This is a genomic window from Duganella sp. CF402 (assembly GCF_900109645.1).
Classification (GTDB): domain Bacteria; phylum Pseudomonadota; class Gammaproteobacteria; order Burkholderiales; family Burkholderiaceae_D; genus Rugamonas.
In genome coordinates this window covers 443,717-468,721 of the sequence record NZ_FOBG01000003.1, presented here as the reverse complement: position 1 = coordinate 468,721, position 25,005 = coordinate 443,717, and the positions used below count along the sequence as shown (strand labels likewise).

At 63.9% G+C, this 25,005-nt stretch carries 23 protein-coding genes and 1 riboswitch; of the genes, 11 read left to right on the top strand and 12 right to left on the bottom strand.

Translation table 11 applies throughout. From position 1 onward, the window contains the following. Position 1: 1 nt before the first annotated feature. From gspD to BMZ70_RS29145, 7 genes are all read left to right on the top strand, one after another. Complete coding sequence (gspD, locus tag BMZ70_RS24160) at positions 2–2,221, top strand: type II secretion system secretin GspD (protein ID WP_092280281.1); 2,220 nt, start codon at positions 2–4, stop codon at positions 2,219–2,221. Between the two features lies 1 nt (position 2,222). Then, the gene (gene gspE / locus BMZ70_RS24155) at positions 2,223–3,644 is read left to right on the top strand and encodes a type II secretion system ATPase GspE (protein WP_092280279.1); all 1,422 of its coding nucleotides are present in this window, start codon (positions 2,223–2,225) and stop codon (positions 3,642–3,644) included. A 10-nt stretch (positions 3,645–3,654) separates the two neighbouring features. Continuing rightward, entirely contained in the window at positions 3,655–4,878 is a 1,224-nt protein-coding gene (gspF, locus tag BMZ70_RS24150) for a type II secretion system inner membrane protein GspF (protein WP_092280277.1), read from the top strand. 25 nt (positions 4,879–4,903) lie between these two features. After that, positions 4,904–5,524 (top strand): type II secretion system protein N, encoded by a 621-nt coding sequence (locus BMZ70_RS24145; RefSeq protein ID WP_092280275.1) that lies wholly within the window; start codon positions 4,904–4,906, stop codon positions 5,522–5,524. Between the two features lie 8 nt (positions 5,525–5,532). After that, the gene (locus BMZ70_RS24140) at positions 5,533–7,773 is read left to right on the top strand and encodes a patatin-like phospholipase family protein (RefSeq protein WP_092280273.1); all 2,241 of its coding nucleotides are present in this window, start codon (positions 5,533–5,535) and stop codon (positions 7,771–7,773) included. Positions 7,774–7,849: 76 nt separating this feature from the next. Continuing rightward, entirely contained in the window at positions 7,850–8,251 is a 402-nt protein-coding gene (locus BMZ70_RS28155; protein ID WP_130301036.1) for a hypothetical protein, read from the top strand. After that, on the top strand, positions 8,248–8,376 hold the full coding sequence (locus BMZ70_RS29145; protein ID WP_255372223.1) for a hypothetical protein: 129 nt from the start codon (positions 8,248–8,250) through the stop codon (positions 8,374–8,376). The genes BMZ70_RS28155 and BMZ70_RS29145 overlap by 4 nt, the downstream gene beginning before the upstream one ends. A 5-nt stretch (positions 8,377–8,381) precedes the next feature. Here BMZ70_RS29145 and BMZ70_RS24135 read toward each other — a convergent pair whose 3' ends face one another. Then, a complete protein-coding gene (locus tag BMZ70_RS24135; protein ID WP_092280271.1) occupies positions 8,382–9,119 on the bottom strand; it encodes a helix-turn-helix domain-containing protein in 738 nt (245 codons plus the stop codon). Positions 9,120–9,254: 135 nt separating this feature from the next. Between BMZ70_RS24135 and BMZ70_RS24130 the strand changes: the two genes are divergently transcribed. Next, positions 9,255–9,815 carry an outer membrane beta-barrel protein gene (locus BMZ70_RS24130; protein ID WP_092280269.1) on the top strand — a complete coding sequence of 187 codons (561 nt, stop codon included), beginning with the start codon at positions 9,255–9,257 and terminating at the stop codon, positions 9,813–9,815. 39 nt (positions 9,816–9,854) lie between these two features. On the opposite strand, the gene hslU is transcribed toward BMZ70_RS24130, so the two are convergent. The 8 genes from hslU to BMZ70_RS24090 form a co-directional block, all read right to left on the bottom strand. Then, complete coding sequence (hslU, locus tag BMZ70_RS24125; RefSeq protein WP_092280267.1) at positions 9,855–11,189, bottom strand: ATP-dependent protease ATPase subunit HslU; 1,335 nt, start codon at positions 11,187–11,189, stop codon at positions 9,855–9,857. Beyond that, entirely contained in the window at positions 11,186–11,728 is a 543-nt protein-coding gene (gene hslV / locus BMZ70_RS24120; protein ID WP_092280265.1) for an ATP-dependent protease subunit HslV, read from the bottom strand. Before hslV ends, hslU begins: the two co-directional genes overlap by 4 nt. A gap of 67 nt (positions 11,729–11,795) precedes the next feature. Next, positions 11,796–13,100, bottom strand: a complete 1,305-nt coding sequence (locus BMZ70_RS24115; RefSeq protein WP_092280263.1) for an STAS domain-containing protein — start codon at positions 13,098–13,100, stop codon at positions 11,796–11,798. A gap of 68 nt (positions 13,101–13,168) precedes the next feature. Beyond that, complete coding sequence (dksA, locus tag BMZ70_RS24110) at positions 13,169–13,615, bottom strand: RNA polymerase-binding protein DksA (protein ID WP_092280261.1); 447 nt, start codon at positions 13,613–13,615, stop codon at positions 13,169–13,171. Between the two features lie 69 nt (positions 13,616–13,684). Continuing rightward, a complete protein-coding gene (locus BMZ70_RS24105) occupies positions 13,685–14,752 on the bottom strand; it encodes a CobW family GTP-binding protein (RefSeq protein ID WP_092280389.1) in 1,068 nt (355 codons plus the stop codon). A gap of 105 nt (positions 14,753–14,857) precedes the next feature. Beyond that, a complete protein-coding gene (locus tag BMZ70_RS24100; protein ID WP_092280259.1) occupies positions 14,858–15,793 on the bottom strand; it encodes a tyrosine recombinase XerC in 936 nt (311 codons plus the stop codon). 10 nt (positions 15,794–15,803) lie between these two features. Further along, the gene (locus BMZ70_RS24095; protein WP_092280257.1) at positions 15,804–16,472 is read right to left on the bottom strand and encodes a DUF484 family protein; all 669 of its coding nucleotides are present in this window, start codon (positions 16,470–16,472) and stop codon (positions 15,804–15,806) included. 91 nt (positions 16,473–16,563) lie between these two features. Then, positions 16,564–17,616 (bottom strand): porin, encoded by a 1,053-nt coding sequence (locus BMZ70_RS24090; RefSeq protein ID WP_092280255.1) that lies wholly within the window; start codon positions 17,614–17,616, stop codon positions 16,564–16,566. Positions 17,617–17,974: 358 nt separating this feature from the next. Between BMZ70_RS24090 and BMZ70_RS24085 the strand changes: the two genes are divergently transcribed. Next, positions 17,975–19,429 (top strand): tetratricopeptide repeat protein, encoded by a 1,455-nt coding sequence (locus tag BMZ70_RS24085; protein ID WP_092280253.1) that lies wholly within the window; start codon positions 17,975–17,977, stop codon positions 19,427–19,429. Here the strand turns inward: BMZ70_RS24085 and dapF are convergent. Genes dapF through BMZ70_RS24070 form a run of 3 tightly spaced genes read right to left on the bottom strand, consistent with a single transcriptional unit; the run spans position 19,426 to position 22,032 of the window. Beyond that, positions 19,426–20,289: a diaminopimelate epimerase gene (gene dapF, locus BMZ70_RS24080; RefSeq protein WP_092280251.1), complete on the bottom strand. Its 864-nt coding sequence runs from the start codon at positions 20,287–20,289 to the stop codon at positions 19,426–19,428. The genes BMZ70_RS24085 and dapF overlap by 4 nt on opposite strands. Positions 20,290–20,296: 7 nt before the next feature. Beyond that, entirely contained in the window at positions 20,297–21,175 is an 879-nt protein-coding gene (locus BMZ70_RS24075) for an LpxL/LpxP family acyltransferase (RefSeq protein WP_092280249.1), read from the bottom strand. Then, positions 21,172–22,032 (bottom strand): lysophospholipid acyltransferase family protein, encoded by an 861-nt coding sequence (locus tag BMZ70_RS24070; RefSeq protein WP_092280247.1) that lies wholly within the window; start codon positions 22,030–22,032, stop codon positions 21,172–21,174. Before BMZ70_RS24070 ends, BMZ70_RS24075 begins: the two co-directional genes overlap by 4 nt. A gap of 171 nt (positions 22,033–22,203) precedes the next feature. Between BMZ70_RS24070 and metK the strand changes: the two genes are divergently transcribed. After that, complete coding sequence (gene metK / locus BMZ70_RS24065; RefSeq protein WP_092280245.1) at positions 22,204–23,370, top strand: methionine adenosyltransferase; 1,167 nt, start codon at positions 22,204–22,206, stop codon at positions 23,368–23,370. Between the two features lie 54 nt (positions 23,371–23,424). After that, positions 23,425–23,493: riboswitch (S-adenosyl-L-homocysteine riboswitch) on the top strand. A gap of 28 nt (positions 23,494–23,521) precedes the next feature. Then, on the top strand, positions 23,522–24,949 hold the full coding sequence (ahcY, locus tag BMZ70_RS24060) for an adenosylhomocysteinase (RefSeq protein ID WP_092280243.1): 1,428 nt from the start codon (positions 23,522–23,524) through the stop codon (positions 24,947–24,949). Positions 24,950–25,005 lie beyond the last annotated feature (56 nt).

Sequence of the window (25,005 nt, the reverse complement as noted above, 5' to 3'; positions counted from 1 at the left end):
CATGAAAAAACAGTCCGTTAGCAAATCCCTTCCTGCGCTGCGCCGCCTGAGCGCAGGTGCGATGCTGTGCTGCGCGATCAGCGCCGCGCCGACCGCCGCGCTGTTGCTGCCTGCACTGGCGCACGCCGCCGCAGATGACGCCGCGCTGAATTTCGTCGGCGCCGATATCGAGTCGGTGATCAAGGCAGTGGGCCACTACACCAACATCACCTTCGTGATCGACCCGCGCGTGAAAGGTACGCTGACCGTGGTGTCGGAAAAGCCGGTCACCAAGTCGCAGGCCTTCAGCCTGTTGACCTCCGCGCTGCGTCTGCAAGGCTACGCGGTGGTTAGCGGCGACGGCTACGCCAAGGTGGTGCCGGAAGCGGACGCGAAACTGCAGGCCGGGCCGACGCAGGTCGACGGCCCGCAGGCCAAGGGCGATCAGATCGTCAGCCAGATCTTCCGCCTGAATTACGAGTCGGCGGCCAATGTGGTGACGGTGCTGCGTCCTTTGATCTCGCCGAACAACACCATCAACGCCAACCCGGGCAACAACAGCGTGGTGGTCACCGACTACGCCGACAACGTCAAGCGCCTGGCCAAGATCGTCGCGGCGCTGGATGCGCCGGCGGTGGCGGATCTGGACGTCATTCCGGTGCGCTACGCCATCGCCAGCGACCTGGCGACCATGATGAACAAGCTGCTGGACAATGCAGGCGGCGCCGGCTCGGCCGACGCGGGCAAGACCACCGTGCTGGCCGACCCGCGCACCAATTCGCTGATCCTGCGCGCGCCGTCCGCCGCGCGCTCCAACCTGGCCAAGTCGCTGATCGCCAAGCTCGATCAGCCGACGCAGGAACTGGGCAATGTGCACGTGGTGTACCTGAAGAACGCCGAAGCGACCAAGCTGGCGCAGACGCTGCGCGCGGTGGTGTCGGGAGAAGTATCGCAGCAGAGCAGCGGCAGCGGCACCAGCTCGCAAGGCGGCAGCAATAACGGCGGGTTTGGCAGCAATACCAACAGTAACAGCAGCGGCAGTAACAGCATGTCCGGCAGCGGCAGCTCCGGCCCAAGCAATCCGCTGCTGAGTGGCTCCAGCAACAACCAGCAGCAGAACAGCGGCGGCGGCTCGGCCGGCTTCATCCAGGCTGACGCCAGCACCAACACCCTGATCATCACCGCGCCGGAATCGGTGTACCGCAATTTGCGCGCCGTGATCGACCAGCTGGACGTGCGCCGCGCGCAGGTCTACATCGAATCGCTGATCGTGGAAGTTACGTCCGACAAGGCCTCCGAATTCGGTGTGCAGTGGGTGGGTGCGACCGGCAACTCGAACAGCACTTACCGTATCGGCGGCCTGCAATCGTTCACCACCAGCGGCACCGACAGCTCGCTGGTGTCGATCTACGCCAACAACGGCAGCACCATTCCGAACAACGGCCTGTCGATCGGCGTCTTCAAGCAGATCGGCGGCGCGCTGGGACTGGGCGCGCTGGCGCACTCGCTGGAATCGGATGGCAACGCCAACATCCTGTCGACGCCGAACATGGTCACACTCGATAACGAACTGGCCACCATCCGCGTCGGCCAGAACGTGCCTATCCTGACCGGCCAGTACACTACTTCCTCCGGCACCAACAGCAATCCATTCCAGACCATCGACCGCAAGGACGTGGGCCTGACGCTGAAAGTGCGCCCGCAAATTTCGGAAGGCGGCACCATCAAGATGGCGATCTACCACGAGACGTCGAGCGTGGATAAATCGACCCTGACCGCTGCATCGGGCATCACGCTGAACAACCGCGTGATCGAGAACAACGTGATCGCCGACGACGGCCAGATCATCGTGCTGGGCGGCCTGATTGAGGACTCGGAAGGCGATGGCGTCGACAAAGTGCGCGGCCTGGGCGACATTCCGGTGCTGGGCAATCTGTTCAAGTCGCAGTCGCGCACCCGCAAGAAGACCAACCTGATGGTGTTCCTGCGCCCTGTGGTCATCCGCAGCAAGGAGCAGAGCACCAGCCTGGCCACCGACCGTTACGACTACATGCGCGGCCAGCAGGAAGCCATCAAGCCGCCTGAGAGCGTGCTGGTTCAGGATCTGGGCCAGCCGGTGCTGCCTAAGCTGCAGAACGGTGCGCCGGTCAGCGGCGGACCAGTGGCCGCGCCGGTGCCGCCTGCGCCGCTGACCCGTATTCCGGGCGCCGCCACCGATAACACCACCAAGCCGCAGCAGTGATATGACGAATCTGCTCCCCTACGCTTTCGCGCGCGACTTCGTGGTGCTGGCCCAGCACAGCGAAGACGCCGAGAACACGGTCGATGTGCTGATGTGCGGCGCCACCGCGCCGGCGGCCATCGCTGAAGTGTCGCGCCGTTTCGGCCGCATCCAGTTGAAGCACATGACGCGCGCCGACCTGGAAACCGCCATCGCCGCCGCCTACGCCAGCTCGGGCGGCAACGCTTCGATGGTGGCGGAAGAATTCGACGCCGATCTCGATCTGACCAAGCTGCTGCAGGACGTGCCGGCGATTGAAGACCTGCTGGAATCATCCGACGATGCACCGGTGATCCGCATGATCAACGCGCTGCTGACGCAAGCACTGCGCGACAGCGCATCCGATATCCACATCGAGCCGTTCGAGCAAACCTCGGTGGTGCGCTTCCGCGTCGACGGCACGTTGCGCGATATCGTCCGTCCGCGCAAGGCCATCCACGGTTCGCTGATCTCGCGTATCAAGATCATGGCGCAGCTGGATATCGCCGAGAAGCGCCTGCCGCAGGATGGCCGCATCACGCTGCGTATCGGCGGCAAGCCGGTGGACGTGCGTGTCTCCACGCTGCCGACCGGCCACGGTGAACGCGCGGTACTGCGTCTGCTGGACAAGGAAGCCGGCCGCCTCGACCTGAACCACCTCGGCATGAGCGAGACCATGCTGCCGAAGTTCGATGCGCTGATCAACCAGCCGCACGGCATCGTGCTGGTGACCGGTCCTACCGGCTCCGGCAAAACCACCACGCTCTACGCCGCGCTGTCGCTGCTGAACGCCACCACCACCAACATCATGACGGTGGAAGACCCGATCGAATACGACCTGCCGGGGGTGGGCCAGACCCAGGTCAACCCGCGCATCGACATGACCTTCGCCAAGGCCTTGCGCGCCATCCTGCGCCAGGACCCGGACGTGATCATGATCGGTGAGATTCGCGACCTGGAAACCGCGCAGATCGCGGTACAAGCCTCGCTGACCGGTCACCTGGTGCTGGCGACGCTGCACACCAACGACGCCGCCGCTGCGGTTACGCGCTTGCTGGACATGGGCATCGAACCGTTCCTGCTGTCGTCCACCTTGCTCGGCGTGCTGGCGCAGCGGCTGGTGCGCAAGCTGTGCCCAAGCTGCAAAACCTACGACGGCAAGTTGTGGCACGCGGTCGGCTGCGAGCATTGCGGCCACACCGGCTATCAGGGCCGGGTCGGCGTCTACGAATTTTTGGAGACCACGGAGCAGATCCGCGCGCAAATCCACAACCGCGCCTCGGAAGCGGAGATCAAAGCTGCAGCCATCGGCGACGGCATGCAGACCATGCGCGATGACGGCGAACGCTGGCTGGCCAGCGGCACCACCACGCAGGCGGAACTCATGCGCGTGACCAAGGACTAAGCGACTAACTATGCCCGCATTTCGTTACGAAGCCGTCGATGCCGGCGGCGCCACCAAGAAAGGCGTCCTGAATTCGGACAGCGCCCGCTCGGCGCGTTCCGAGCTGCGCGCGCAGGGACTGGTGCCGCTCAAGGTCGACCAGATCGCCGCGCAGGTGGATGCCTCCGGCGTCGCTAAAAGCCGTGGCGGCCTGGGCGAGCGTTTGAGCTCGACCGAACTGGCGCTGTTCACGCGCCAGCTGGCCAGTTTGCTGGAAGCCGGCCTGCCGCTGGAGCAGGCCTTTACCGCCTTGCTGGAACAGGCCGAGCGCCCGTACCTGCGCGACCTGATTGCCTCGGTGCGTTCGGAAGTCATCGGCGGCGATGCGCTGTCGGTGGTGCTGGGCCGCCATCCGCGCGACTTTGCTGAAATCTACCGCGCGCTGGTGGCGTCCGGTGAGCAGATCGGCCAGTTGTCGCGCGTGCTGTCGCGCCTTGCCGATTACATCGAACGCCGCAACGCGCTGGTGCAGAAGGTCCGGCTGGCCTTCACCTATCCGGCCATCGTGACGGTGGTGGCGTTCTCCATCGTGATCTTCCTGCTGACCTACGTGGTGCCGCAGATCGTCTCGGTGTTCGCCAACACCAAGCAAAAGCTGCCGTTCCTGACGGTGGTGATGCTGGCGGTGTCGGACTTCGTACGCAGCTACGGCATCGTGGTGGCGACTGCGCTGATCGGTGCCTGGTTCATGTGGCGGCGCGCCCTGCAGAACATCGTATTAAAGAGGCGCTGGCACACCTGGCTGCTGACCGCGCCGCTGTATGGCAAATTCGAGCGCAGCCTGAACACCGCGCGTTTCGCCAGCACGCTGGCGATCACCACCGGCTCCGGCGTGCCTATCCTGCGCGCGCTGGAAACCAGCCGCGATACCCTCAACAACGTCGCCATGCGCGAGCTGGTGGAAGAGGCCAGCGACGCCGTGCGCGAAGGCGTGAGCCTGGCGCGTGCGCTGTCGGCGCAGAAGCACTTCCCGCCGATGCTGGTGCACATGATCCGCGCCGGCGAAATCACCGGCGAGCTGCCGGCCATGCTGGACCGCGCCGCTGCCGCCCAGGAGGCCGATCTGGAACGGCGCACCCTGACCATCGCAGGCCTGCTGGAACCGGCGCTGATCCTGGCGATGGGCGTGGTGGTGCTGCTGATCGTGCTGGCGGTACTGATGCCTATTATCGAAATCAATCAGCTGGTACGCTGATCGTCAGGAATACAACAAGGACACCATGAAGCGTTTGCCCTTAATCGTTACTGTTCTCGCCGTGGTGCTGCTGTCGGCATCGCTGGCCTATTGGGGACTGCAGTTGTTCAAGCCGCAGCAGCGCGCGATTGCCGCGCCGCCGCCACCGCCGCCGATGGGCGTCAACCTCGACGCGGCCAAGGGCCTGTTCGGTGGACAGGTGAACGTGGCCGCAGTCAGCAACTACCAGCTGAAAGGCGTGGTCGCCGCGCGCGGCGAAGACAGCGCCGCCATCATCTCGGTCGACAACAAGCCGGCGGTGGCGCTGGCGGTCGGCAAGGAAGTGATGCCGGGCGTGGTGGTGAAAGAGGTGCACGCCAGGCATGTGATCCTGTCCGAGGGCGGCGTGATCAAGCGCGTGGACTTGCCGAGCGATGCCGGCGTGTCCAGCGGACCGGCCACGCTGCCGGGCCAGCTCGGCCCGATGCCGGCTTCCATGCCGCCGCCGGTGGTGCAGCCGGTGGTGCAGCCGGCGCCGCCGCCGGTGACAGCGACGCCGTCGCCATCGTTCCAGCAGACGCCCGGCCAGCCGCCGGTCATGCCGCAACAGAACGCGCAGACGGCGCCGCAACGCGTGCCTCCCATCCCCAGTAACGATCGTCAGTAGGCCAGACCATGACTTACCTCCGCAACCTGGCCGCAGCTTTATGCTGCGGCTTTTTCTTGTCCACCGCGCTGGCGCAGCAACAGCCTGACGCCACCTCGATCGCGCCCAATGCCGCCATCAAGCCGCGCCCGAAAGTGGCGCTGGTGCTGTCCGGCGGCGGCGCCCGTGGTTTCGCCCATATCGGCGTGTTGCGCGCCCTGCAGGAACTTCGCATCCCGGTCGATATCGTGGTCGGCACCAGCATGGGCAGCGTGGTGGGCGGCGCGTATGCGGCCGGCAGCTCGGTCGACCAGCTGGAACAGCTGGTGCGCCGCACCGACTGGAACGCCGTGGTGGCGGATCGTCCGCCGCGCGATGAACTGTTCTATCGCCGCCGCGACGAAGACTTGCTGCTGCCGTCGCGTATCGAATTCGGCGCGCACCTTGACGGCGTGTCGCTGCCACCGGCCGCCGCCGGCAACGAAGCGCTGGAACTGGCGCTGACCCGCGTGCTGCCGTCGGGCGCGCGCGACAAGCCGGCCAACCTGCTGCAGCTGCCGTTCCGCTCCGTCGCCTCCGATCTGGTGACCGGTGAACTGGTGGAGCTGACCGACACCCCGCTGTTCCTCGCCATGCGCGCCTCGCTGGCGGTGCCGGGCGTGTTTGCGCCGGTGCGGGTCAACCAGCGCTTGCTGGTCGATGGTGGCCTGGTGCGCAATCTGCCGGTGGACGTGGCGCGCGAGATGGGGGCGGACATCATCATCGCCGTCAACGTCGGCACCCCGCTGGCGCAGGAGAAGGAACTGGTGAGCGCGGTCAGCGTGGCGCAGCAGATGCTGCAAATCCTGACCGAGCAAAACGTCCAGCGCTCGCTGAAGGAACTGAAGCCTAACGACGTGCTGCTGCAACCGGACCTGGGCGGCATTGGCTTCCTCGACTTTGCGCGCCATGACCGCGCCATGAAAGAGGGCGAGGCGGCGGTGCGCGCCATGAGCGCCAAACTGGTGGGACTGGCGCTGCCGGAAGCGCAGTACGCGGCGTACGAATTGAAACGCTCGTCGGCGCCGCTGGCGATCGACCAGCCGGTGCGGCTGACCAAGCTGGAAATCGCACCGAGTGGCCGCATCAATCCAAAGGAGCTGGAAGTGCAGACCGGTTTGAAGCTGGGGCAGCAGGTGACCAGCGAGCAGGCCACGCTGGCGGGCAACCTGCTGTTCGGTCGCGGCGACCTGGCGCGTGTGGAAACCGAAGTGCGCGACGACGAGAACGGCCGCAGCGTGTTAATCAAACCAACCGAAGCCGATTGGGCGCACAGCCGCCTGCGCGTCGGCTTGGAATTGAACAGCGACTTTAGCGAGAACAGCGCCTTCCAGTTCAAGGCCATGCACGTGCTGTCCTCGCTCAACGACTGGGGCGCGGAGCTGCGCACCATCGCCAGCGTCGGCACCACGCGCTCCCTGGGCATGCAGTTCTGGCAGCCGCTGGGCGCAGGCTCGCAATGGTATGTGGCGCCGTCGCTGGAATACGCTTCCGGCGCCAGCGACATCTTCAACTCCACCGGCTTCCGCCAGGCGCGCTATGCCTACGACTACAGCGCTGCGGGGATGTCGGTGGGACGGCAATTGGGACGCTGGGGCGACCTGCGCTACACCGTGTCGCGCCAGGTCGGCAAAGTGCATCTGACGATACCGGAAGACCTGACCAAGCAGCACGTGTCGCAAACCGTGCAGGCCTTGAGCTTCAACGTCGATACGCTCGACAGCATCGCCTTCCCGACGCGCGGCACCTTGTTCAGCCTTGAGTGGCAGCGTGCGGTGGAGCTGCACAAGAACGAAGCGACGCCGGTGCCGGCGCGGCAGGAACTGAAGGGCATGGAAGCCTTCCACGCCGGGCGCTGGGCAGGCCACGTGTATGCCGAGTGGGCGCGCAGCCAGGGCGGTGCGACGGACAACAATCTGGGCGGCTTCCTGCGGCTGTCAGGCACCACGCCGGAATCGGTGGTGGGCAGCCGCACCGTGCTGGGACGGGTGGTGATGGCGCGCAGCATCGGCGCCATGCCGGCCGCGCTGGGCGGCGACGTGCGGCTCGGCTTCTCGCTGGAAGCGGGCGGCGCCTACAGCCCGAACGATCCGCTGCATTGGGGCTCGCTGAAGCAGGCCGCCAGCGGCTTCGTCGCGGTCGATACCCGCTTCGGCCCGCTGTACTTCGGCGCCGGCACCACCAAAGGCGGCAAAAGCAGCGCCTACCTGTTCCTCGGCCCTATCTGGTGAGCTTTTGATTCCGCGCCATACCGGATGATAGGCCTATGCCATAGTTTTTCGAGAATCACTACTCAGATTGAAAATCATGAGATTCTCGAAAAGCAAATGGCTGGCCTGCACATTATTTGTCGGTCTCATTCCCGTTTTAACCAGACTCGTCGCTTGGCTCATCGCCAATGCCGGTGTAATCAGCCCATGCTCAGCGCCTGACTTTATCGTATTTGGCTTAGTGCTTCACGTATCGATCATCAATGAGATCGAGCATTTGCCTGCACAGGATAAAGAATGGAAGACCTTACAAAACGGTGCGTCGTTTGTGTTTTTTTCGATATACAGTACTCTTTATGCATTAACACTTATTGCGGAAAGAAATGCCGCTCTGATTAATGCCACTGCCATGTTGGGCAGTTGCATCACATTTGCTAGCATTTCTTTATTGTTGGCTTCGTTGGTTTTTCGCCGCCTGTCACAAAGGAGGATGAAATGACTATTTTTATTTATGCGCTTACAGCGTTAGGTAGTATTTTCGGTCTGGGCGTGTGCATCTGGTCTTATCTCGATACGGAAAGAGTCATTCGTGAGGAGCAGGCTGCCGAAGAGGCAAATGATTAATCACTTTATTTAGGGCGGCGCAGGGCGGTGAAGGCGGCGAATTCCCAGGAGCGGAAGCCGATCAGCAACGTGAAGCCGTCGCGTTCTTGCGGCGTTAAACGGCGGTCGCCCTGGTGCAGGCGCGCCAGTTCGCCGGCCAGTTGCTGGATGCGGCCGACCAGTTCCTGCGCACTTGGCGCCGACAGGCGGGCCGGCAGGCACAGCAGCGTTTCGCCGGCGCCGTCGAAGCTGCCGCCGAAATAGTCGTCCACCACATGCTCGCGGAAGAATTGCTGCACCGGGCCGTCCGGCAGCCAGCGGAAGGCGTTGGAGACGCGCAGGCGGTAGCGGTTCAGCGGCTTCAGTTCGATCAATCCCAGCCGGTCCAGCTCGGCCAGCAGCATGATGCATTCCGGCTCGGTCAACTCGTAGGTTTCCAGCACCTGTTCCACGGTCCAGTGGCCGAGGCAGCTGATCGCCATCAGCAGCAGCCTGGGATTGGCCAGCAGCGATTTTTCCTGCGTCAGCGTGAGGCGGTCCGCTTGCGGCGTGGCGTCGGCCGCACCGCGCAGCACGTCTTCCATCGGCACCCCCGCCGCCTTGCAGATTTGCGCCAGCCGCGACAAGGACATGTCCTGTTGCCCGAACATGCGCTTGACGCTGGACTCGCTCATGGCGATCCGCTCGGCCAGCATTTTGTAGGTCACGCCGGCAGCCCGCATCTGGGTCCGCAGCACTTGCAGCAGCAATTCCGGTGAACTCATTTTGGCGTCTTGTTAAAAAGGTAAAGGTATCGTATCACGATACTCTCCGGCGTGGAATGCTGGCTTTGGAATAATTTGTTAGTACATCGGGGCGAAGTGGGCCACACTCGCTCCATCATGACTAACGGAGCAAAGATGAAAGCATTGTGTGCTGTGTTGATCGCCGCCGCTTGCGGCAGCGCGTTTGGCGAGGAACCGTCGCCGGCCTACGTGGGCATGGACGTGGGCACTCAGTTCAGCCACAACACCAGCCTGGTGCGTGCCTACGCCGGCTACAACGTCGGCAGCAACACGCTGTCTGGCCTGCCGCAAACGCATGCGGTGGAGTTGATGGTGTTCACGCTGGGGACCGAGACCAAGCTGCGCACTTTTGATGGCTTTGGCTACTACGGCGGGGATGCGGTGCGCGCCAGCGGCGTGGGCGTCAACTGGGCCACTGCGCTCAAGCTCGACGACAAGTGGTCGCTGACCAGCCGGCTGGGCGGCAATTTCGCCTGGGCCCGGACCAAGTACCGCTTTGACTACGATAACTATACCTACGCCCGTGGCGGCGTGACGGCCGGCGTGGGCGTGGCCTACAAGCTGAATCCGAACGTCTCGCTGACAGTCGATGTCAGCTACATGCCGATCCGCATCAACGCCTACGAAAAGAACACCAAGCCGACGCTGGGCACCGGCTTGCGTTACAACTTTTAACCTGAGAGCGGGCGCCACGACCGGCGCCCGCCGAAGGTTTTACAACACGTAGCGCGACAGGTCTTCGTTGACCGCCAGCGCATCCAGGCGTGCATTCACGTAGGCGGCATCGATCACGATGGTCTTGCCGCTTTCCTCGCTGGCCGTGAAGGACAGCTCTTCCAGCAGTTTCTCCATCACCGTGTACAGGCGGCGCGCGCCGATGTTCTCGGTGCGCTCGTTGACCGAGTAGGCGATTTCCGCCAGGCGGTTGATGCCTTCCGGCGCAAACTCGATCTTCACGTCTTCGGTCGACAGCAGGGCTTCATACTGCTTGGTCAGGCAGGCATCGGTGCTGGTCAGGATGCGCTCGAAATCGGCGATCGACAGCGACTCCAGTTCGACCCGGATCGGGAAGCGGCCCTGCAGCTCGGGGATCAGGTCCGACGGCTTGGCCAGATGGAAGGCGCCCGAGGCGATGAACAGGATGTGGTCGGTCTTGATCATGCCGTACTTGGTGTTGACGGTGGTGCCTTCCACCAGCGGCAGCAGGTCGCGCTGCACGCCAGCGCGCGACACATCGGCGCCGCCCACTTCCGAACGCGAGGCGATCTTGTCGATCTCGTCGAGGAACACGATGCCGTTCTGCTCGACGTTCTGGATCGCCTTCTGCTTCATCTCGTCTTCATTGACCAGCTTGGCGGCCTCTTCCTCGATCAGGAACTTCATGGCTTCCTTGATCTTGACCTTGCGCGCCTTCTTGCGCTGGCCGCCGATACCGGAGAACATCGACTTGATCTGCTCGGTCATTTCCTCCATGCCGGGCGGGGCCATGATTTCCATCTGCGGGCCGGCCTCGGCCAGCTCGATCTCGATGTCCTTGTCGTCCAGCTCGCCCTGGCGCAGGCGCTTGCGGAAGGTCTGGCGGGTGCTGTCGTCCTTCGGCGCTTCGGCGGCCGACTGGGTGAAGCCGAAATCGCGCGCTGGCGGCAGCAGGATGTCGAGCACGCGGTCTTCGGCCGCATCTTCGGCGCGGGTGCGCACCTTGGCCATCTCGGCCTGGCGGGTCTGCTTGACGCCGATATCGACCAGGTCGCGGATGATGGTGTCGACATCGCGGCCGACGTAGCCGACTTCGGTGAATTTGGTGGCTTCGATCTTGATGAACGGCGCGTCGGCCAGCTTGGCCAGGCGGCGCGCGATCTCGGTCTTGCCGACCCCGGTAGGGCCGATCATCAAAATATTTTTCGGCGTGATTTCATGGCGCAGCGGCTCTTCCACCTGCTGGCGCCGCCAGCGGTTGCGCAGCGCGATGGCAACCGCCTTCTTGGCCTTGCCCTGGCCCACCACGTGCTTGTCGAGTTCGCCGACGATTTCCTGCGGGGTCATATTCATGCTGGGTCCAGTGTCTCAATGATGTGGTTCAGATTGGTGTAGATGCACAGCTCCCCGGCGATGGTCAGCGATTTTTTGACCACTTCCGATGGCGACAGTTCCGTGTTTTCGACCAGCGCCTTGGCGGCCGATTGCGCGTAGGTGCCGCCCGAGCCGATGGCGCCCACGCCATCTTCCGGCTCCAGCACGTCGCCATTGCCGGTGATCACCAGCGTGGACTCGGCGTCGGCCACCAGCAGCATCGCTTCCAGGCGGCGCAGCACGCGGTCGGTGCGCCAGTCCTTGGCCAGCTCGACCGAGGCGCGCAGCAGATTGCCCTGGTGTTTTTCCAGCTTGCCCTCGAAGCGGTCGAGCAGGGTGAAGGCGTCGGCGGTGCCGCCGGCGAAGCCGACCAGCACCTTGCCCTGGTACACCTTGCGCACTTTGCGGGCCGTGCCCTTCATGACGATATTGCCCAGCGTTACCTGGCCGTCGCCGCCCAGCGCGACTTGCTTGCCGCGACGCACGCACAGGATGGTGGTGCCGTGAAATTGTTCCATAGTTACCTCAAAGTAATGATGCAGAGCCTCAAGACTGAAAAGTGGGGCCGGGAACTAAAAATGCAAGTCAGTACTTGTGGGGATAGATTCTTGCCAGGTTGGCATAGCCGAGCAGCCGCAGCAGCGCGGCGACCAGGTGGTTCACGTCGCGGAAGGCGATCTTGCGGCCTTCTGTGCCGGCAGCCAGTTCCTGCAATGCAGAGTGTAGCTGAATGGCGCAGGCGTAGTCGATGCGCATCAGGCGCGAGCAGTCGAACACCAGCGCCGGATACTGTTCAGCATACTGCTGGATGGCCGGCAGCAAAGGACCAAGTTGATGTTCTATGATCGGCGGCAACATGAAACGGTCGGGCGAGGCCGGTACGTGTTGCGCAGGCGCCATCGCCACCTTGTGCGGCGGTGTGAACGAGGGCGGCGAGACTTCGAAGGTCACGCAGTAGTCCATGCTGATCTGCTCGAATTCCTTCTCGCGGTTTTGCAGCTGCAACAGTTCCAGCAACAGCAGCCACACCGCTTCGCCCTCGTCACGGCGGCCGATGGCCAGGCTGGCGCGGATCTGGGCGGTGAGGGCGGCCGCGCCCACCAGGATCAGTTCACGCTGCTGCTGTTGCAGCTGGCGCAGGGTGTCGAGCAGCAGGGCGGCGCCGTCGGCGTTGACCGCCGCCACGCGGCTGAATTCCAGCCGCAGCACCGGGTTGTCGCCAGCCAGCGCGCGCAGGCGCTCCAGCTGCGGCGCGATATGCGGGCCCAGCACGCCGCTGAAGGATTCGGTTGGGGTCAGCCCGGCCCAGCCGGGCGAGGCGGCCGCCAGCGCGGCCGGCGCCTGCCACGGCGGCGGCGAAGTTTCAAAGGTGCTGGCGTAGTCGATCGACAGGTTGTCGAAGGCGTCTTGCTGGCCGCTGGCCTGGTACAGGTCGAACAGCATCCACCAGGCGCTGCGGTCGCCGCCGTGGCCGGCAGTGTCGGCCACGGCGGCGGTCAACATCTGCTGCGCCACGGCGGACTGGCCGTTGGCGTACAGGATAGCGATTTCCTCTACCGCCGGCGCGTTGTCGTCGACGGCGGCCAGCGGCAGCGCGTCGTCGGCCAGCAGCAGGGTGGTGGGCAGGTCGCCGAAGTCGTCATCGCCGGCCTCGCGCGGCGGGCGCGGCGGCCGCTGGCTGCCCCAGGCCGGCTCCGGCAGGTTGAAAATGTCGGCCGCCATCGCCGATTCAATGGCGTCGATCTTCATGGCCGTGGCGCGGGCGATCTCGCGCTGGCGCGCGGCCTGGCTCACGCGTTCCGCTTCGCTGTTGGCGGCCAGCCGCGCCTGCTCATCGTCGGTGAGCGGCGGCAGCGTGTCGGCCTTCTTGAAGAGTGAGAACAATCCCATAGCAGCGTAGTGTAGCCGTAAAAAAAGCACGCGGGGTGAGGCGCGTGCTTCTTGTGGGAGCGGCGGAATCAGTCGCCGTACAGCTTTTGCTTCAGTTCGCGGCGCTGCTGCGCTTCCAGCGACAGGGTGGCGGTCGGGCGCGCGATCAGGCGGGGAATGCCGATCGGCTCGCCGGTTTCTTCGCACCAGCCATAGTCGTTGTTGTCGATCGCCACGATCGATTGCTGCACCTTCTTCAGCAGCTTGCGCTCGCGGTCGCGGGTGCGCAGTTCCAGCGCATGCTCTTCTTCGATGGTGGCGCGGTCGGCCGGATCCGGCACCAGCACGGTTTCGCGCAGGTGTTCGGTGGTTTCGCCAGCGTTCTTGAGCAGCTCTTTTTCCAGGGATTGCAGCTTCGCCTTGAAGAAAGCCATCTGCGCAGGATTCATGTAATCCTTGTCGTCCATCTTCAGAATTTCTTCTTCGGTCAGGAGGCGCTCAGGGGCTGCGGGGGTCGATTTATTAGTTTTGGTCATAACTTCGCTTACCTTCGATACGACAGAGTTGGAACAGTAATCAGCCCGGATTTGTAAAACCCGGATAGTTTATACCAGACATTGTTCTAAACCGCTAATAAAGATGTCTTTGGGCAGATTTTTACCGATAAATACCATTTTGCTGCCAGGAACGTCGTTTTCTCCCCATTTGGCGCCGAGGTCGCTGCCCATGATCTGGTGCACGCCCTGGAACACCACCTTGCGGTCGGCGTCTTTCATGAACAATACGCCTTTGTAGCGCAGCATGCGAGGACCGTAGACATTGACCAGGCCGCCGAGGAACTCGTCCAGCTTGGCGGTGTCGAACGGACGGTTGCTTTTGAACACAAACGCCGCGATATCGTCGGTGTGGTGGCCGTGATGATGGTCGTGGTGATCGCAGTGCTCATCATGCTCGTGGTGGTGATGCTCATGGCCGCAGTGCTCGTCGTGCACATGGCCTTCCTCGTGGGTCTGGTCGGTCAGCAGGAAGTCCGGGTCCAGCTCGAGCTTGTCGTTGAGGTTGAAGCCCTTCAGGTCCAGTACTTCGCTGATCGGAGCGCGGCCGAAATCGGACTTGCTGATCGGCGCGCGCGGGTTGATGCGGCTCAGGCGGGCGGTCAGGGCGTCCAGTTCCTGCTCGCTGACCAGGTCGGTCTTGGACAGCAGCAGCTTGTCGGCGAAACCGACCTGGCGCTGGGCTTCCTCGTGCTGGTCCAGCTGCGCCATCGCGTGGCGGGCGTCCACCACCGTGACCACGGCGTCCAGCATATAGTGAGCGCCCACTTCCTCGTCGACGAAGAAGGTCTGCGCCACCGGGCCGGGATTGGCCAGGCCGGTAGTCTCGATCACCACGCGGTCGAACTGGATCTCGCCGGCTTCGCGCTTTTGCGCCAGGTTGCTGAGGGCCACGATCAGGTCGCCGCGCACGGTGCAGCAGATGCAGCCGTTGTTCATTTCCACGATCTGCTCGCCGGTGTCTTGCACCAGGATTTCGTTGTCGATGTTTTCCTGGCCGAATTCGTTTTCGATGACGGCAATGCGCATGCCATGCTCTTCCTGCAGGATGCGGTTGAGCAGCGTGGTCTTGCCGGCGCCGAGGAAGCCGGTGAGGATGGTGGTCGGAATCATAGCCATGTCGTTGTTTTCAAAATGCGTCAATGCAATCGGGCGATTATGCCGGAATTTTTGCCGCGCTAGCAATTCGCCTGATTGAGCAATATCAGTACGCGCTGCCCGGATTTACTTCAGTTTAGCGCGCGGATGGGCTTTGTCGTAGACCTCGGCCAGGTGCTGGAAGTCCAGCGCGGTGTAGACCTGGGTCGAGCTGATGCTGGCGTGGCCCAGCATTTCCTGCACCGCCCGCAAGTCGCCCGAGGATTGCAGCACGTGCGAGGCGAACGAGTGGCGCAGCATGTGCGGGTGGACGTGCACCGGCGCGCCGTGCGCCACGCCGTGGGTCTGCAGGCGCTGCTGGATCACGCGCGGCGAGACGCGGCTGCCGCGCGCGCTCAGGAACAGCGCGTTGCTGCCGTCGCTGGGCACCGGGCGCACCGCCAGCCAGGCCTGCAGCGCGTCGAGCGCGGCCTGGCCGACCGGCACCGTGCGGCGCTTGTTGCCCTTGCCGGTGACGATCACCTCACGGTTGCCGGCCTCCACCCAGCCCAGGCTGTCCTTGGCGGGCATGACGTCCAGCCCGGCCAGCTCGGACACCCGCAAGCCGCTGGAATACAACAGTTCGAACATGGCGCGGTTGCACAGCTCGGCCGGCTCGGGCGCGGCGCCGGCCACCGGGCGCGACGGCGCCACCAATTGCACCGCGTCGTCCACCGACAACGCGCGCGGCAGGGTCTTGGCGCGTTTCGGCGCGCGCACGCCTTGCACCGGGTTGGCTGCCAGTGGCGTGTGCTCGCCGAGCCAGTTGAAAAAGCCGCGCCAGCTGGACAGCTTGCGGGCGATCGAACGGGGATCGAGTTGCTGCGCGTGCAGCTTGGCGGTCAGGCGGCGGATGGCGTGCTGGTCGATGCGGGTCCACTCGACCGCGCCCGACAGCGTTGCCAACTCCTGCAAGTCGCGGGCGTAGGCGGCAACCGTGTGGGCGGACAGCTGCCGCACGCCGCGCAGGTGGGCCAGATAGGCGTCGATCCAGGCCAGCTTGCTGTCTGGAGCGTCGCTCATGGCGTCGGCCTCAGGCCAGCAGCCAGGCCAGCGCGGTGCTGGAGGTTTCGCCGATGTGGACCAGGAAGTCGGTCGCCATCAGCGAGGTGAAGCGGTTGGCGTCCTGCGAGCCCATGATCAGCAGGCCGAAGGCTTGCTTGTCGCCCTGCTTGCGCAGCGGGATGATGACGGTCGACACCACGGCAGCCGGATCGTCCAGCCAGCGCACCGCCTCGAAGTCCTTGTTGGCGCCGCAGTACGGGGCCAGCAGGCTGTTGGCGAAGATGCGCGCGTCGTCCGACACGCCTTTGACGAACCATTCGTCGCGGTAGTCCGGCGCGGTGCCCCAGATGCGCAGCGTGGCTTGCGGCACGTCGAACGCGCTTTTCAGGCCGCTGGTGACGGCGTGCGGCATCGAGCCCACGTCTTCCGATTGCAGCAGGATCTGGGTCCAGCGGTGGAACTTGTTGGCGATGGCTTCGTTTTCCGACGCCAGGCGCATCAGGTTGTGCATGCGCAGTTCCAGCGCCTTGTACTTGTCGCGCAGCACTTCCATCTGGCGTTCCTGCAGCGACACCGCGCGGCCGGCCAGCGGACTGGTCAGTTTGATTTCTCCCAGCAACTCGGCATGCTCTTCGAAGAAATGCGGATGATCGGTCAGGTATTGGGCGACGGCGTTGGAGTCCAGTGGGGAGGTCATTGAAGTACTTGGTAGGCTAGATTGAAGTGCAATTCTAAACGAAAAAAAACGGGCATGGTGTCCCATGCCCGTCATTCCGCCACGCACGTTCTTAGAAGTTGTGGTGGATACCGACGCTGTAGTAATTGAAGGTGGCTGCCGGGGTCAGCTTCTTGCGCACGCCGTCCACGTACAGGTAGGTGCGCGGCGACAGGTTGTAGTCGTAGCCGAGCGAGAACTGCTTGGTCTTGGCGATGGCCGCGCTGTTCAGCACATTGTCCGGGGTCTTCTGGCCGTAACCGGCACGCACCAGGCCTGCACCCACGGTGTAGTTGGCGCCCACCAGCCAGGCTTTGGTGATCGGGTTGATCGGCAAGCTGTAGTCCTGGTCCTGGCGCTGGTAGGAGCCCATCAGCTTGAGGTCGGGAATCGGTTTGAAGTAGGCGCCGACCGACCACAGCTTGGTGGCCACGGCATTGCGCTCATACGCGGCGTAGGCCGAGAACGGCCCCTGGCCCACGGTGGCGCTGACCGAGTACGGATTCACCGGCGCCATGCTGTTGGCCGGGAATTGCGGCGCGGCGGCCGTGCCGCGGCCGATGATGATCGGGTTGTTGTTGGCTTCCTTGGTGGCCACCGTGACGTTCAGCTGGAAGATGCCGCCGATCACCGGCGTGTTGTAGAACACGGCGTTGGAGAAGCGGTTCAACGAGTTGCCGGCCACGCTCATCGGGTCGGACGTGTAGCCGGCCACCTGCAGGTCGGTCTGGTAACCGGCCACCGCTGGCATGCCCGACCACGGTTCGTAGAAGGTGCTGGTTTCCTGGAAGGCGGTCAGGCCGCGACCCAGGCGGACGGTACCGAAGTCGCCCTGCAGGCCGACGCGGCTCTGGCCCTGGAACAGCGGACGCACGGTGCTTTCGATCACGCCGGTGTCCGGCTCGTAGCGGATTTCCAGCTGGAACAGGGCTTTCAGGCCGCTGCCCAGGTCTTCCACGCCGCGGAAGCCCAGTTTATTGTTGTCGCGTTTGCCGACGGCGGTGATGTCGGTATCCGTGCGCCGTGAAACACCCGCGTCCAGCGTGCCGTAGATCGTGACGGACGATTGAGCCTGGGCGACGGAAAACGCGCCCATGAGTGCCAGAGCCAACAAAGATTTCTTCATTTGTTATTCCTTTATAAGTGTAATTCACATCCCGCCACGGCGTGACCGCCGGTTGCTAAGAACCTTAATTCCTCGTCGGTTCAATTGCGCTGGAATGGTCGATTGTGATGGCTTGTTTTGGTCGAAAGCCGCAGAACCCCGGCTTCTTGTTGTATTTTTGAAACGCTTGTCACTCACGTCATTTCTCCCGTTTTCGGCCAGTTTTGCTTCTTCCGGGAATCAAAACAGCTCTAGCGTACAGGCGAGGGAGGGGGGCGCCGTTTGTGCCAGATCAAAGCGGCGCGCATATTGTCTATGGTGTGGCGTGGATGGCACGTTACACTGGAAGTCATAAAGGTCCGTACATAACACAGAGACGATGGCTAATCGAGAAGAGTTAGGGATCATCCGGGGCGCCCGCGCGGGAGACGCGGATTGCCAACTGGCGCTGGGCAAGTTGTACTTGTTCGGCGGCGCCGGCTTGCCGCTCAACGTCCCGACCGCCTTGCACTGGCTGTGCCGCGCCGCCCAACAGGGGCGCGACGAAGCCTGGCGCCTGATCGGTGGCCACATTCCCCACGAAATTGCCGTGCACCGCCTGCCCGAGGTGGTGGGCTGGTACCAACGCGCCGCCGAGGCCGGCATCGAGCCGGCCGGGCTGGTGCTGGAACAACTGCTGCAACAGTCGCAACAGCCGCAACAGCCGCCGCTGGCGCCTACGGCAGCGGTGCCGGCGGATCCGGTGCGCGCGCAGCGTGCCGCCGCGCCGCGCCGGCCAGCGTCCGCGTGGCGCGCCGACAACATCATCGCACCGGCCGAGCATGCGCGGCTGGACGCACTGTGGCAGCAGGATCCGGCGCTGTTCCTGGAGCAGGCGCGGCCGTTGCTGCGCCGTCTGCTGGCCGCCGCGCCGCCCGACGCCGAAGCGGCGCGCGGCGGCGACTGGTTGCCCAGCCCGCAGCAATTGCTGTTGCTGGCGCGCTGTGCCGAACTGCTGGCGCCATCGGATGCCGAACTGCAGCAGTGCCGCGAACTGGCGGCCTGGGGCGGTGATCGCAACGCCCAGCTGGCGTTGGGCCTGTGGTTTGCGCGCATGGATGGCGACGGCAAGCGCCAGAGCAGCGGCATCGCCGCCGTCAACTTCAAGCGCGCCATTCGCTGGCTGACGCTGGCCGGCGAGCAGGGGCTGGCGGAGGCCTGGTTCGCCTTGTCGCGCATCTATTTGAAACCGGAGTTTTCCCACCGCTGCGTGGCCGAGGCGCAAACCTATCTGGAACGGGCGGCGGAGATGGGCCATCGCGGCGCCCAGCTGGAATGCGGCATGTATGCGTGGCGCAACCGCCGCACCGACGAACACAGCGACGTGCGTGCTGCCTACTGGCTGCAAAAGGCCGCCGCCCAAGGCTGCGCGGAAGCGGAAGCGGCCCTGATGCGGGTGGTGGCCGCGCCCAAGGAAGCGAGCTGGATGACCAGCATCGTCACCTGCCTGACGCGGGAGTTATTGGAAAGCCAGCCCCTGCTGGCGGCGCGGCTGGAACTGGCTGCCTTGTTCGGCCTGAGCCGGGCGGAAGCGTTGCTGCTGGATGTGAAGGAGGCCGACCAGGGCCATTGCCTGGTGGTTGATATCCGCGCCAGCTACGGCCGCAGCAAGCGCCGCCTGGTGCTGCTGCGCACGGCGCGCGAGCGGCAGGCGCTGGACCGCATCGTGCGCCTGTTTGAGGCCATCGACAGCGGACCGGACGGGCTGGAAGGCAATTACCGCCAACGCCTGTACCGGCTCAAGACCTGGCTGCCGGACGTGCCGGATGTGCCGGACAGCCTGCTGGCTGCTTAAATCTCGATTTCGCCTTCAAACACGGTGACGGCCGGGCCGGTCAGGTAGACCGGCTGGCCTTCGCCATCCCACGCGATCGACAGCTGGCCGCCGCGCGCGTCGATGCGCACCGGGCTGTCCAGCAAGCCGCGCCGGATGCCGGCCACGGCCGCCGCGCAGGCGCCGGTGCCGCAAGCCAGGGTTTCGCCGACGCCGCGCTCGAACACGCGCAGTTTCACGTGCTGGCGGTTGACGATCTGCATGAAGCCAGCGTTGACGCGGTTCGGGAAGCGCACGTGATGCTCGATCAGCGGGCCGGTCAGCTCGACCGGCGCGGCGTCGACATCGTCCACCACCTGCACCGCGTGCGGATTACCCATCGACACTGCCGACACCAGCACGCTCTCGCGCGCGCCGCCCAGTTCCAGCACCAGCGGCCACAGCGTGTCGCGGCCCTGCTTTTCACCTTGCAAGCCTTCGGCGTCGAACGGCACGCGGCCCGGTTCGAGGATGGGCGCGCCCATGTCCACCGTGATGCTGCCGTCCGCTTCCAGGCGCGGCGCGATCACGCCGGCCTTGGTCTGCACGCTGATGCTGCGCTTGTCGGTCAGGCCTTTTTCGGCCACGAACTTCACGAACGCACGCGAACCGTTGCCGCACTGCTCGACCTCGCCGCCGTCGGCGTTGAAGATGCGGTAGCGGAAATCGCAGCCGGCTTCGCTTGGCTTCTCGACCAGCAGGATCTGGTCGGCGCCGACGCCGAAGCGGCGGTCGCCCAGCAGCTTCCACTGCGCTGGCGTGAAGTCGATGTGCTGGTTGACGCCGTCGATCACGACGAAGTCATTGCCGGCGCCGTGCATTTTGGTGAATTTCAGTTTCATGGGCGGTTTAGTGTTTGCTGTACAGCGAAGGCTCGCCATTCGGGCGCGTCTTGAAGCGTTTGTGGGTCCAGAAGTATTCGGCCGGCGCCTCACGGACGCGCTCTTCAATGAAGGCGTTCATGCGGCGGGTGGCGGCCACCATGTCCTCGCCCGGGTAATTGTCCCACACTGGGTAGAATTTCACACGCCAGCCACGGTAATTGGGCAGGAAAGTGGCGATCACCGGCATCACTTGCGCGCCGGTGGTGGCGGCGATGCGGGCGGTGGCGGTCAGGGTGGCGGCCTGGACGCCGAAGAAGGGCACGAACTCGGCATCCTTCTCGCCGAAGTCCATGTCCGGCAGCATGAAGTAGGGCAGCTTGTCGCGCAGCGCCCGCAGGATGGGCTTGATGCCGTCCTGGCGCGTGAACAATTTCACCGGTTTGAAGCGCGCGCGGCCGGCGCGCAGCACCTGGTCGAAGGCGGCGTTTTTCTGCGTCACGTACATCGAGGAGGCGCTGGCTTCCATCGCAATCGCGGCGCCGGCCACGTCGAGGCAAACGAAGTGCGGGCACAGCAGGATGGTCGGTTTTTCGGTCATCGCCGCCACCGGGATTTCACCGTCCGGGTCGATGGTGATCAGGCGCTTCAGGCGCGACTCCGGCGCCCACCACAACACCGCGCGCTCCCACACGCTGCGCGAGTACGACTGGAAGTGGCGGCGCGCTATATCGACGCGCTCGGCCTCGGTCAGTTCCGGCATGCACAGGCGCAGATTGGTCAGCGCAATGTGGCGGCGCGAACGCAGCAGTACAAACAACAAGCTGCCGACGGCGTCGCCGAAGCGGCCCAGCAGCGGTAGCGGCAGCCAGTGCAGCAGCCACATCAGTCCTAACATCAGTTTCATGCGTGATCCTCAGCCTTGGCCGCTGCTGGCGCTTCAATTCCGTTCGGCACCTTGTAGCGGTTATAGCTCCAGTAATATTGCGACGGACTGCGGACGATCAGGCGCTCCATCGCGTGATTGATGGCTTGCGCCTGGGCGGCACTGTCGCCGTCCAGCGTTCCGTCGAAGGGCACGAAGCGTACCACATAGCCGCGCCCGCCCGGCAGGCGTTCGGCGTAGGTGATGATGACGGTGGCGTCGCCGAGCTGGGCCAGTTTGGCCGGCAGCGTCATGGTGTAGGCGGCGCGGCCGAAGAAGGTGGCCCACACGCCTTCGCCTTCCTGCGGCACCTGGTCCGGCAGCACGCCGACCGGCTGGCCTTTCTTGAGGAACTTGGCCAGCATGCGCACGCCCGACATGGTGGCCGGCGCCAGCAGCAAATTCTTGCGCGCGCGCGCGCCTTCGATCAGCGGCTTGAGCGCCTCTTTTTTTGGCGGACGGTACATCACCATCAGCTCGGTGCGCAGGGCGATTTCCTGCGCCACGATTTCAAAGCAGCCCAAGTGTGGCGTCATGAACACAATGCCGCGCCCGGCGTCCAGCTCGGCCTGCACCAGTTCCCAGTTTTCCAGCGTGGCGTGGCGTGACACGCGGGCCGGATCGGCGCACCATATGAACGGCAGCTCGATGATGCTCTTGCCGGCTTCGGCGATGGCGGCGTTCAGGTGCTGCGCCACGCCGGCCTGGCGCATATTGTCGCGCATGCGGCGGCGGTAGGAGGGCGAGGCCCAGTACACAATCCAGCCCAGCGCGGCGCCGGCGGCGTGCAGGACAGGCAGGGGGAAAATCGACAGAAAACGGAAAAGCGCTACCAGCATGGGAAATCTCGATCTGTTTGTGAAGCAATTTTTTTTTAGAACGCGTAAAATACCACGTTAAGTAGTAGCCGCTGAGTTAATGACAACTTGCGAAGCGGGATATAAATGTCGCTAAAGCGTCGCAAGCCGTATGGTATGCGACCGTTTCAAACCATATATCAGGAGCTTGCGATGTCTAATGATTATCTTTTCACCTCTGAATCCGTCTCGGAAGGTCACCCAGACAAGGTAGCTGACCAGATTTCCGACGCTATTCTCGACGCGATTCTGGCCCAGGACCCGAAAGCCCGTGTTGCCGCTGAAACGCTGTGCAACACCGGTCTGGTGGTGCTGGCCGGTGAAATCACCACCCACGCCAACGTCGATTATATTCAAGTTGCGCGCGAAACCATCAAGCGCATCGGCTACGACAACACCGACTACGGTATCGACTACCGTGGTTGCGCCGTGCTGGTCGCTTACGACAAGCAGTCGCCGGACATCGCCCAGGGCGTGGACGAAGGCGCCGGTATCGATCTGGACCAGGGCGCCGGCGACCAGGGCCTGATGTTCGGCTACGCTTGCGACGAAACCGCCGAGCTGATGCCAGCCGCGATTCACTACGCGCACCGCCTGGTCGAGCGCCAGTCGCAGCTGCGCAAGGACGGCCGCCTGCCGTGGCTGCGTCCGGATGCCAAGTCGCAAGTTACCCTGCGCTACGTGAACGGCCGCCCGGTGGCGGTGGACACCGTGGTGCTGTCGACCCAGCACGCGCCGGAAATGCTGCACAAGCAGATCGAAGAAGCGGTCATCGAGGAAATCATCAAGCCGGTGCTGCCGAAGGAATGGCTGCAGGACACCAAGTACCTGGTCAACCCGACCGGCCGTTTCGTCATCGGCGGCCCGCAGGGCGACTGCGGCCTGACCGGCCGCAAGATCATCGTCGACACCTACGGCGGCGCCTCGCCGCACGGCGGCGGCGCATTCTCGGGCAAGGATCCATCCAAGGTCGACCGTTCGGCAGCCTACGCTGCACGCTACGTGGCCAAGAACGTGGTAGCGGCCGGCCTGGCGCGCCAGTGCCAGGTGCAGGTGTCGTACGCGATTGGCGTGGCACGTCCGATCAACATCACCGTGTACACCGAAGGCACCGGCGTGATCCCGGACGAGAAAATCGCCCAGCTGGTGCAGGAGCACTTCGACCTGCGTCCGAAAGGCATCGTGCAGATGCTGGACCTGCTGCGTCCGATCTACGCCAAGACCGCCGCCTACGGCCACTTCGGCCGCGAAGAGCCTGAGTTCAGCTGGGAGCGCACCGACAAGGCCGCCATCCTGCGCGCCGCCGCCGGCCTCAAGTAAGCCAGCGGCTACAACAAAAACGCCCTGCGGGGCGTTTTTTTTTGTTAAAATCCTCGCTCCGAGGAGCGCTGCGACGAATGTTCATTCGCCAGGCTCGGAGATCCCCAACCGCGCTCACGTTACTTTTTTCAACACATGAAAGGAGGGCGTGATGAACGCCGTACTCAAAACCGCTCAGGACTACCTGGTTGCCGATATCTCGCTGGCGCCGTGGGGTAACAAAGAAATCAAGATTGCCGAAACCGAAATGCCTGGCCTGATGGCCATCCGCGAAGAATTCGCGGCCGCGCAGCCGCTGAAAGGCGCGCGCATCACCGGTTCGCTGCACATGACCATCCAGACCGCCGTCCTGATCCAGACGCTGGAAGCGCTGGGCGCCGACGTGCGCTGGGCTTCGTGCAATATCTACTCGACCCAGGACCACGCCGCCGCCGCCATCGCCGCCAACGGCACCCCGGTGTTCGCGATCAAGGGCGAAACCCTGGACGAATACTGGGATTACACCCACCGCATCTTCGAATGGCCGAACGACGCCGCCGGCAATGCCGTGTACTCGAACATGATCCTGGACGACGGCGGCGACGCCACCCTGCTGCTGCACCTCGGCGCGCGCGCTGAAAAAGATATCTCGGTGCTGGCCAACCCAGGTTCGGAAGAAGAGATCTGCCTGTTCAACGCCATCAAGACCCACCTGGCCAAAGACCCATCGTGGTACTCCAAGCGCCTGCCGCACATCCTCGGCGTGACCGAAGAGACCACCACCGGCGTGCACCGCCTGTACCAGATGCACAAAGAAGGCAAGCTGGCCTTCCCGGCGATTAACGTCAACGACTCCGTCACCAAGTCCAAGTTCGACAACCTGTACGGCTGCCGCGAATCGCTGGTCGACGGCATCAAGCGCGCTACCGACGTCATGATCGCCGGTAAGATCGCCGTCATCGCCGGTTACGGTGACGTCGGCAAGGGCTCGGCCCAGGCGATGCGCGCCCTGTCGGCGCAAGTGTGGGTGACCGAGATCGATCCGATCTGCGCCCTGCAAGCGGCGATGGAAGGCTACCGCGTGGTGACGATGGACTACGCCGCAGAACACGGCGACATCTTCGTGACCTGCACCGGCAATTACCACATCCTGACCGAAGAGCACATGCTCAAGATGAAGGACCAGGCCATCGTCTGCAACATCGGCCACTTCGACAACGAGATCGACGTAGCGTCGCTGAAGAAGTACACCTGGGAGAACATCAAGCCGCAAGTGGATCACGTGATCTTCCCAAGCGGTAAGCGCATCATCCTGCTGGCTGAAGGCCGCCTGGTGAACCTGGGTTGCGGCACCGGCCACCCTTCGTACGTGATGTCGTCGTCGTTCGCCAACCAGACCATCGCCCAGATCGAACTGTACGCCAACACCGCCAAGTACCCGGTCGGCGTGTATGTGCTGCCTAAGCACCTGGACGAAAAAGTGGCGCGCCTGCAGCTGAAGAAACTGAACGCGCAACTGACCGTGCTGACCGAAGAGCAAGCAGCCTACATCGGCGTGACGCAAGAAGGTCCGTACAAGCCAGACCACTACCGTTATTAATCACCACTGAAGGCGGGGCCTCTTTGCGGGCCCCGCTTTTTTGCAGCGAGACTTCT